The 8,317-nt window shown below is 65.0% G+C and carries 6 protein-coding genes; all 6 read right to left on the bottom strand.

What is annotated here, in order from left to right; all coding sequences use genetic code 11:
- Positions 1-716: 716 nt before the first annotated feature.
- Entirely contained in the window at positions 717-1,079 is a 363-nt protein-coding gene (locus HY699_07375; GenBank protein ID MBI4515621.1) for a hypothetical protein, read from the bottom strand.
- 292 nt (positions 1,080-1,371) lie between these two features.
- Complete coding sequence (locus HY699_07370; protein ID MBI4515620.1) at positions 1,372-2,790, bottom strand: YncE family protein; 1,419 nt, start codon at positions 2,788-2,790, stop codon at positions 1,372-1,374.
- Between the two features lie 135 nt (positions 2,791-2,925).
- A complete protein-coding gene (locus HY699_07365) occupies positions 2,926-5,658 on the bottom strand; it encodes a glycosyltransferase (protein ID MBI4515619.1) in 2,733 nt (910 codons plus the stop codon).
- Between the two features lie 5 nt (positions 5,659-5,663).
- A complete protein-coding gene (locus HY699_07360; GenBank protein MBI4515618.1) occupies positions 5,664-6,902 on the bottom strand; it encodes an ABC transporter ATP-binding protein in 1,239 nt (412 codons plus the stop codon).
- A 20-nt stretch (positions 6,903-6,922) separates the two neighbouring features.
- On the bottom strand, positions 6,923-7,777 hold the full coding sequence (locus HY699_07355; protein ID MBI4515617.1) for an ABC transporter permease: 855 nt from the start codon (positions 7,775-7,777) through the stop codon (positions 6,923-6,925).
- Positions 7,774-8,317: hypothetical protein (locus HY699_07350; protein ID MBI4515616.1), on the bottom strand; the 544-nt coding region annotated here is incomplete at its 5' end. The genes HY699_07355 and HY699_07350, both read right to left, overlap by 4 nt.

Here is an 8,317-nt window from a genome sequence, read left to right as displayed (position 1 = left end):
CGCCTGGACGACATCGCCGAGTTCTTCAAAGTCTTTGCCAAGCTTGCTGAAGGACCCTAACATCTCACGTCACCGTGTCCAGCGAACACTTCTCGGGCAGGATCAGGTGCACAGAAAGGGTAGGGACCTCCGCTGCGGCAACTAAACGCGCCACACTGGTCGTAGGAAACACCAAAAATCCGGTAACGTGGCGTCCGCTCGATGTGGGTTACGTCCAGGTCAAATGCGCCGGTCAACGGCATTGCGCTGCTGGCCGCGTCCCCGCCCGGCGGGGGTGACAAGCAGGGTGCGGCACTGCAGGCAGAGGGAATAACAACGTGTAGATTGTGATCGCTGACGGTGATGGGCGTTTGCTCAGGGCGGCATACAAATGGGTTGCATCGCGGCTCTACACTCAGTGTGTATATGCCTTGGGGAACGTCGGCGAAGCAGAAGTTGGCGTTGATGGCGTCGATCGAAGCACGCATGCCCAGCGGTGCCAGCGTGACGGTGCCTCCGTGCATAAAGCTAGTGGCGCGCTCATCGTCGGCCACCCGGCCACATACCTGGACAGCGGCCGCCGCTAAGGTCGGCGACGGCAACGCCAACCACAGGCATGCGATGAGTAGATTGCCAAATCGTCCATTGCGACTCCGAGGATCATCCAATGGTACGGAAGCCAGGTCCAATTCGATCTTTGTCTGCAAGCTAGGCTCCACACAACAGTCAACTGCCTATTAATTGGGCGCCAGAATTTCGATCCCAAGTAGAACCGCACCCGGCGCGGTGGCTACGTGTAGCGTGTGTCCCGGAATAGCGTCGAGCGTCGAGCGGGTCAGGGATGTTGGTGACGGCGTCGGCGTGAAGTCGAAAATCGGGATGTAGACAAAGACGTCTCGATCGACCACCGTAACGGGGGTCTTAGCAGGCCAGCAGCCGAAACGATTACAAGGCCGCAACGAAGGCGCAGGAGCGACCGTCACGGTGTACTGACCCGGCGGAACACCGTCGAAACAGAACCACGCCGAGATGAGGTCAGCATCGGCCTGAAGACCCAAGGGGTCGAGGGTGGCCCACACGCCGCGGTCGTAGCCTGTCATGCCGGGGACCTCCTGGGCCGCGCCGCACACACGGCAGAGCGTTCTGGGCGTCTCGGTCGGCGTCGGGGTGGGCGTAGCGGTGGCTGGTGTTGTTGCGCTCGGCGTGGGCGTGCTGGTTTCGGTCCGGGCTGCGGTGGGCGTTGGGGTTGCGGTCCCGTGGGCGGGTGTAGCGCTCGCTGACCCCTGTTCACAGGCGCCTAACGCGACGAGACTTACGAATACAACGACCGCGTTCGCTGCCACGATCCCACGGTTGGTCATCTTCTTCCGTCCTGCTGGGCGAAGCAGGCGTCTACCGGCAGCCTTTCAAGGCCATGTCCACTGCACGAACCAACTCGTCGACGGTGACCAGCTGGTCGTCGTTCGTGTCAATGCATCCGCACTCACCAACGGGCGCCAGCCCCAACGCGATGTTGACGGCGCGCACCAACTCCTCAATGTAGACCGCCAGATCATGGTCGCAGTCCCCGGGGCAAGGCAGTGGGGTGGGGGTGGACGTTGGCGTACCCGCTCGCGTCCTCGTCGGAGTTGGAGTGACCGTCGCCAGACACGGACCAACTGCAATCCGCTCGGGCTCGCATGGTTCGTAAGGGTTGCACAAAAACCGCCCCCCGCACGTCACGCGGCCGCACTCGGTCAGCGGGACAGTGGCTCTGACCGCACGTGTCTCGGTGTCGATGACCGCAATGGCCTCTGCGTCAGTGGCCGCGTAGGCCGTTCTGCCGTCGTGCGTCAAGGCGAGGCTCTTAACGAGGGGCTCAACTGGAATCGAACCAGTGAATTCCAGTGGCTCCGTACCGATGACCGTAATCTGACCCGAGCGCGGTTCAGGTGCGTATAGGTGCCTGCCGTCAGGAGCTATGGCAAGCCAAGTAGGGGTGCTCGCGAGTGGCACGCTCCCAGCGAGGCCTCCTGTCAGCGTGTCGAACGCGAATACCCCACGTTGCTGGTCTCGCGGCGGTACTAAGCTCATGGCGGCGTAGAGCACGCCGCCGTCAGGAGCCAGCGCCAGCATCGAGGGGAAGCCGCCCGTCTCGATCGAACGAACCAATTCCCAGCTCTGAGTATCCACAACCTTCAGAGGTTGAGTCCCGAGATAGAGCCGACTGCCATCCCGGCTAACTGCAATCTGGCTCACCCCAGTCGCCAGGCCCATATGTTTCCGCGTGTTGTACGTTGTCGCATCCAGCGCGGAGACCCCGCCCTGACGAGCATCGTTGTCGTATCTGTTATCGGTGATGTACACAGAACCGCCATCGGGACTCACGGCCACTTCGCCCGGTCTTTCGAACTCGCCCACAACCGGGACCGAGCGTACTACCTTCCGGCTGGCCGCGTCGATCACGTAGAGGACGCACTGGCCAGAGGTGACGTATAGGCGTTGCCCGTCCGGACTCACCGCGATCCCTGCTGGCTCGATCCCGTTAATCGGGGGCTGCTCGTTGTCGCACCACTCAATTGCCGGCAGCAGGATAGTTGTTTCCACCGTGTTGGTAGACGCATTGATCACTGCCACTGTGCCCGAGCGCCGGTTGGTGACATACACGCATTCCTGCGCCCATAATGGCACTGCGAGCATCTGTGCCACGAGGGCGGTTGCGAGGAACGCACGCAGTTTGAGCGAAGACCTGTACAAGGTCGTGAGGTCGAAACGCAGCGTTGCGGTGCAGCCGAAGAGGGTCCATACAAACACCCTGTGCGGCATCTTCACCCCGTCCGTTCTCCCAAGGCGCCCTCGGAGGTGTGATGCTTGCCCATTCATAGGATTCCGCCGCCGCTCTCGCGCGCTTAAGCGTCCCTCACTCGGGCTGGACACGACATGTCTACCGCATCGTCTTGCGGAGAGTCAGGGCGAGGCGATGCGAAGCTCGTGCCGCACCTTGTCAGCCTGTGGCAGCGGGGGGTGCAATTCGGTGCCGGTGAGCTGCGGCAGCGGTGCGCGCTGCCCGTTGAAAGGAGCGGAGTCGGCTGCGGGTGCCGTGGCGGGAACCAATTCGCGCTGCTCGCGGGCAACTTGGCGGCGCGAGCGCCAGAGGGCGAACGGACCGGCGAGATGGCCGAGCAGCTCCGGCGCCGTCAGCAACAACAAATCGCGGTTGCGGCAGCGCAGGGCTTGCCGCAGACGGCAAAGGTACGCCCACGGCAGCTCGAGCGTCAAGCGCACCAGCGCCCGCAGGTCGTGATCCCGTAGCAGCGTGGTTAGATGATAAGCGACATGGCCCTTGCTGTAATTGTAGATCTGCCGCCACAAGGAGCGCAGCTCACGGCGGTGCTTGTGCCAAACGTACGCGGCTGGTTCATAGACGATGGTGTGCTCGGCCCGGAGCGCTTTGTAAAAGAGGTAAGTGTCCTCGCTACAGCCCGTTGGGGTGCCAGCGCCCAAAGCCTCGTCCAACAGCCCGACGGCTGGATCGGAGAAGAGGCTGGCGCGAAAGGCCGCGTTGGCCGTTGCACCCAGCAGCCAGGTCGGCACCGCCCTCCAGCTGAAGCGGCGGAACCAATCACCGTCCGCTTCAAGCCGCTGGAAGCCCCGCCCGAGACCGCCATAGAGTTCGAACAGGCGCTGGGCCGCGGTCTCCAACTCCAGCGGCAGAACGTTGCCGGTCACGATCATGACGTCGCGGCGCACGAACGGCGCCAAGAGCTTTTCCAACCAGCCCTCCGGCACCCGCACGTCGTCGTCGATGCTGACCACGATGTCGCCGCTGCAGCTGGCGATGCCGGCGTTGCGCGCGCGGGCCAACCCCTGGCGCGGTTCATTGACCAACACGACACCGGCGAACTCAGCGACTACCGGCGGCGTCAGGCCCGAACCGGGATGGTTGTCGACCACGACAATCTCAACGGAGCGCGGCACAACTCGGGCGATCAGCGTTTCCAAGCACTGGCGCAAGTCGTCGGGCCGGTCGCGAGTGGCGATCACGATCGATACCGACTCCTCCGCCGGCAATTGCGCGGGCAAAGCAGGCGGCGCCGCGGGCGAGCTGGCCGCAGGCGGGGTTAGCGCTAGCAGTGCCCGCGCCCGGCTGGCGCCTAAGTCGGTGCTGCTGGTGGGAACCTCGAGCAGCCGATCGTAGAGCTCGTCGGCAATCACATCGCCCAGTTGTAAGGCGCGCACCGGCCGGCCGCCGTTGGCGAGCTCGACGCTGCCGACCGGCGCGCCGTGCCAGGTGACGACCGCTCGCACGCGCTCGTGGCCGGCCAGGTCGGTCCATTCCGGCAGGGGTTCGCTGAGTTCGACCACGCGCATCGCCGTAGGCAGACTGCGAGCGTGGGCGTTGACGCGCGCCGCCGGCGGTCGCGGCGGCAGCGCCTGCCCATGCTGGCGGGCGATGTCGGCGGCGATGCGCCGGGCGCGCCGGTAACGGAGCGCTCCGAGCAATGAGCCCCACAACTCGATGACAATAAGGTCGCGCGGAAAGGCGGCGGGGTTCAGTAGCGAGCGCAGCAAGCGGAGGCCGCTCCACCACCACAGCCACCACAGGCCGAGCCACAAGAAGCCGGCGCGCTCCTCGCGATAAGCGAGCGCACTGCGGGCGAAGTAGGCGTACAGGCCGATGCCGTGGTCGCGCATCTGCGCGCGTAGTTGACGGTACTCACGGCGATGCTGATGGCGCACGATCGCTGCCGGCTCGTACACCAGAGTGTGGCCTTCCTTGAGCACGCGGAAGAACATCTCGAGATCGCCGCCGCCGTTGGTGACCGTGCCCACGTCCAAGGCCGGCTCGAAGCCGCCGATGCGGTCGAATAGGACGCGGCGAAAGGCCATGTTGGCGCCGGTGCCGAACATGCCGGCACCTCGATAGCGGCGCTCGAGGGGCCGGCGGGAGCCGCTTGCGGGCACGAACCAGCGGCGCGCGCAACCGCGACCGAAGCCGCCGTAGCGCTCGAACAGCAGCTGCGCTTCAGTGTCGAGTTGGTAAGGGACAACCAGCCCGGTCACGGCCATGACCTCGGGCGTGCTGGCGAAGACCTCCGCCAACGCGCTCACCCACTGTGAGTCGGCGACCGCGTCGTCGTCGGTGAAGGCAATGATGTCGCCGTGTGCCTCCGCAATGGCGCGGTTGCGGGCCCAGTCGAGACCAGGGCGCGGCTCGCAGACGTAGCGCACGTTCGGAAACCGGCGCATAAGCAACTGTGCCGTGGCGTCGTTTGTCGGCGCATTGTCCACCACCAGAAGGTCGAGCGCGGGATAGTCCAGGGCGGCGAGCGAGCTGAGGCAGCGTGCCAAGCCGGCGGTGCGGTCGCGGGTGCACACCGCCACCGTCACCGGCGGTCGGGCCGCCGCCGAGCCGGACCGGCGGTGGCGGGCAGCGGTAAGGTTGAAACGATCGCTAACCGGGCCGGCCAGCGCGGAGCGCACGAGTTGGCGCAGCAACGCTGGACTGTGGTGGGTGATGATAGCCCGCCAGACGTCGGCCGGCGCGCAGTGGCCGCCAAGAGGGTGCAGGGAGAGCGCGCCGAGCGGGCGGCCCCACAGACGCACCAAGGCCTGAAGGCGGTCGTAGCCATCGAGCGCCGCCACTGCTGACAGGGGGGTGCCGATCTCGAGGTCGATCACCTGCACCGGTTTGAACACTGGGACTACTCCACTGGCGAACGCGACCACTCGGGTGTGACCGCGAGGATGCCGGTGACTTCAAACGAACCGCCCGGGCCTGTGACGACGTCGAAGTCGTGCATTTCCGAGTGGTAGTCGTAGACGAAATCCCAATTGGGTGGATAGAGCCCGGCGTTGATGAAATAGCGCCCGCGAGCGAGCGGCAGTTGCGGAAGATGGCAACGAATAACGCCCTGGCGGGCGAGTGGACCGAAGGCCGTGGCGGCGGCGGGCACGATCACCTCGAAGCACTTCGTGCGCTGATGAAACACCCCGAGCGAGACGGCGAAATCGCCGACGCCTTCAGTAAGTTGATAGGCAAGCTCGATGGTGAGAGCCTCGCCGCTGGCGAGGACATGGCAAGGTCGCCGCTGCGCGTCGTAGAGACGAATGGCGGCAATGACGGCTTCGAAGGTGCCTTCGCGATTGCCCTGCTGGGGAAGCGTCACTGCCCGGCTACGCACCACGCGCGCCGCCCGGCGCGCGGTGCGCTGGCGCATGAGATCTTGGTAACAGCGCAGCGCGCTGTCAGGGTCGCCGCGCATGACCACCGCGCCTTCTTCCAGCACCAGCACTTCATCGCACAGTGCCTGGATCTGCTCGGCGACATGCGAGGTCAAGATGAGGGTCTTGTTGGCGGCGCGAAATGCCCGTAGCCGATCGAGACACTTCTGCTGAAAGCGGGCATCGCCGACGGCGAGAACTTCATCGATGATCAGGACTTCAGGATCGAAGTGCATGGCCGTGGCAAACGCTAGACGCAAGTACATGCCGGTGGAGTAAGTCCGCGCGGGCTGATCGATGACCTCCTCCAATTCGGCGAAGGCGATGATCTCGTCGGCCCGCTCCCGCACCTCACGCTCGGTGAACCCGCTGAGAATGCCGCCGGTAATCAGGTTCTCGCGGCCGCTGAGGTCGGGGTGAAAGCCGCCGCCCAACTCGAGTAGTCCGCTGACGGCGGCGCGGCAGCGAAGGCTGCCGCTGGTGGGCCGGCCCAAGCCACACAGCAGGCGCAGCAGCGTCGTCTTGCCCGCGCCGTTGTGACCGATGACCCCCAGTACTTGGCCGGGCTCGACCGCAAAGCTGACGTCGCGCAAGGCCCAGTGTCCGTTCGACCGCTGGCTCCAGCTGCCGCCCAACAGCCATTCCTTGAGCGTGCCCCGGCCGCCGCGGGGCAGGCGGAATTGCTTCGAGACGGAGTCGGCGGTGACGAGCGCGGTCATGGCGATTCAGTCGAGCAGGCTCAGATCGTGTCAAAGAGGTCGTGCTCGCAGCGGCGGTAGACCAGCCAACCGGCGGCGCCGATCGCGGCGCACATGAGGCTGGTTAGTAGCAGTGGGAAGCCGTCGGGCAGCACCCCGTCGAACAGGATGGCGCGATATCCGACCACCAACACCGCGATCGGATTGAGCGCGTAGAGCAGCTGATAGGCTGGCACGGCCGGTGGCGCGTAAAATACCGGCGTCAGATAGAATAGTAACATCAAGCCGACGCTGACGAGATATTGCACGTCGCGGTAGAAGACGTTGAGGGTGGCCGCGATCAGGCCGAGGCCGACAATCAGTGCGCCCTGGATCAGCGTGAGGAGTGGAAACAGCAGCGCCGCCGCGGTCAACGGCCGGCCATACCATGAGAGCACGCCGAGCAGGACGGGGACGGCGGCGAGATAGGTGATCAGATGCGACAGCGTGTTGCTGATCAGCAGAATGGGCGGCGAAAAGTGCGGCCGCAGAACCAGATCGCGGTTGCCGGTGAACGCGCTACAAGCTGTGCTCAGACAGGTGCTGAACCAGGCCCACGGCAACAGCCCGCCGAAGACGAACGCGGGGTAAGCCTCGATCTTCAGCGGCACGACCATCTGGAAAACCAGCGCCAGCACCAGCAGTTGGGCCAGCGGTAGCAACAAAGACCAGACCACGCCGAGTACCGACCGCCGATAGCTGAGCGTGAAATCGCGCCGAACCAACACCCGAATTAAGTCGAAGGAGTGGCGCAGCGAACGCGGCCGGTATCCCAACTCCATTAGGACCGGACCAGCGAAGTCCTGTTGCCCGCGGCGCGCGCCGGTCAGCAAACTGGTGGTTGCGCCACTGATCATCTCGGCCCAACCTCACAGCCGGACAAGGCGGCATTGACGGCTACTACCAGTTCGTTGACCGTCACCAGACCATCGCTATCTCTATCCATCGCCGCACACGCGGTGACAGGCAGAGTGCCGAGCGCGATGTTGACGCCCTTCACCAATTCGTCGACGCTGACACTGGCGCTGTGGTCGCAATCGCCGGCGCAGGGTGTGGGCGTCGGCGTTGGGCTCGGTGTCGGCGTCGGAGTGATAGTCGCGGTGGGCGTCGGCGTGACAGTGGGCGTTTCGCTGTGAGTTGGCGTTGGGGTGTCGGTGGCGGTGGTGGTCGGTGTCGCTGTGGCAGTGTCCGTGGGAGTCGGCGTCGCGGTCGGAGTTTCGGTGTGAGTGGCCGTCGGGGAGTCGGTGGCGGTGGTGGTCGGTGTCGCAGTGGCAGTGTCCGTGGGAGTCGGTGTCGCGGTCGGGGTTTCAGTGTGAGTTAGCGTCGGAGTGTCGGTGGCGGTGGTGGTCGGTGTTGCTGTGGCAGTGTCCGTGGGAGTCGGCGTCGCGGTCGGAGTT

This window comes from Deltaproteobacteria bacterium, assembly GCA_016210005.1.
Lineage (GTDB): Bacteria > Desulfobacterota > Binatia > HRBIN30 > JACQVA1 > JACQVA1.
This window is presented reverse-complemented; position numbering and strand designations above follow the sequence as displayed.

Bases quoted from the DNA above. Each gene is read 5' to 3' on its own strand.
- HY699_07360 (MBI4515618.1), bottom strand. From the start codon at position 6,902: ATGACCGCGCTCGTCACCGCCGACTCCGTCTCGAAGCAATTCCGCCTG.
- HY699_07355 (MBI4515617.1), bottom strand. From the start codon at position 7,777: ATGATCAGTGGCGCAACCACCAGTTTGCTGACCGGCGCGCGCCGCGGG.
- HY699_07375 (MBI4515621.1), bottom strand. From the start codon at position 1,079: ATGACAGGCTACGACCGCGGCGTGTGGGCCACCCTCGACCCCTTGGGT.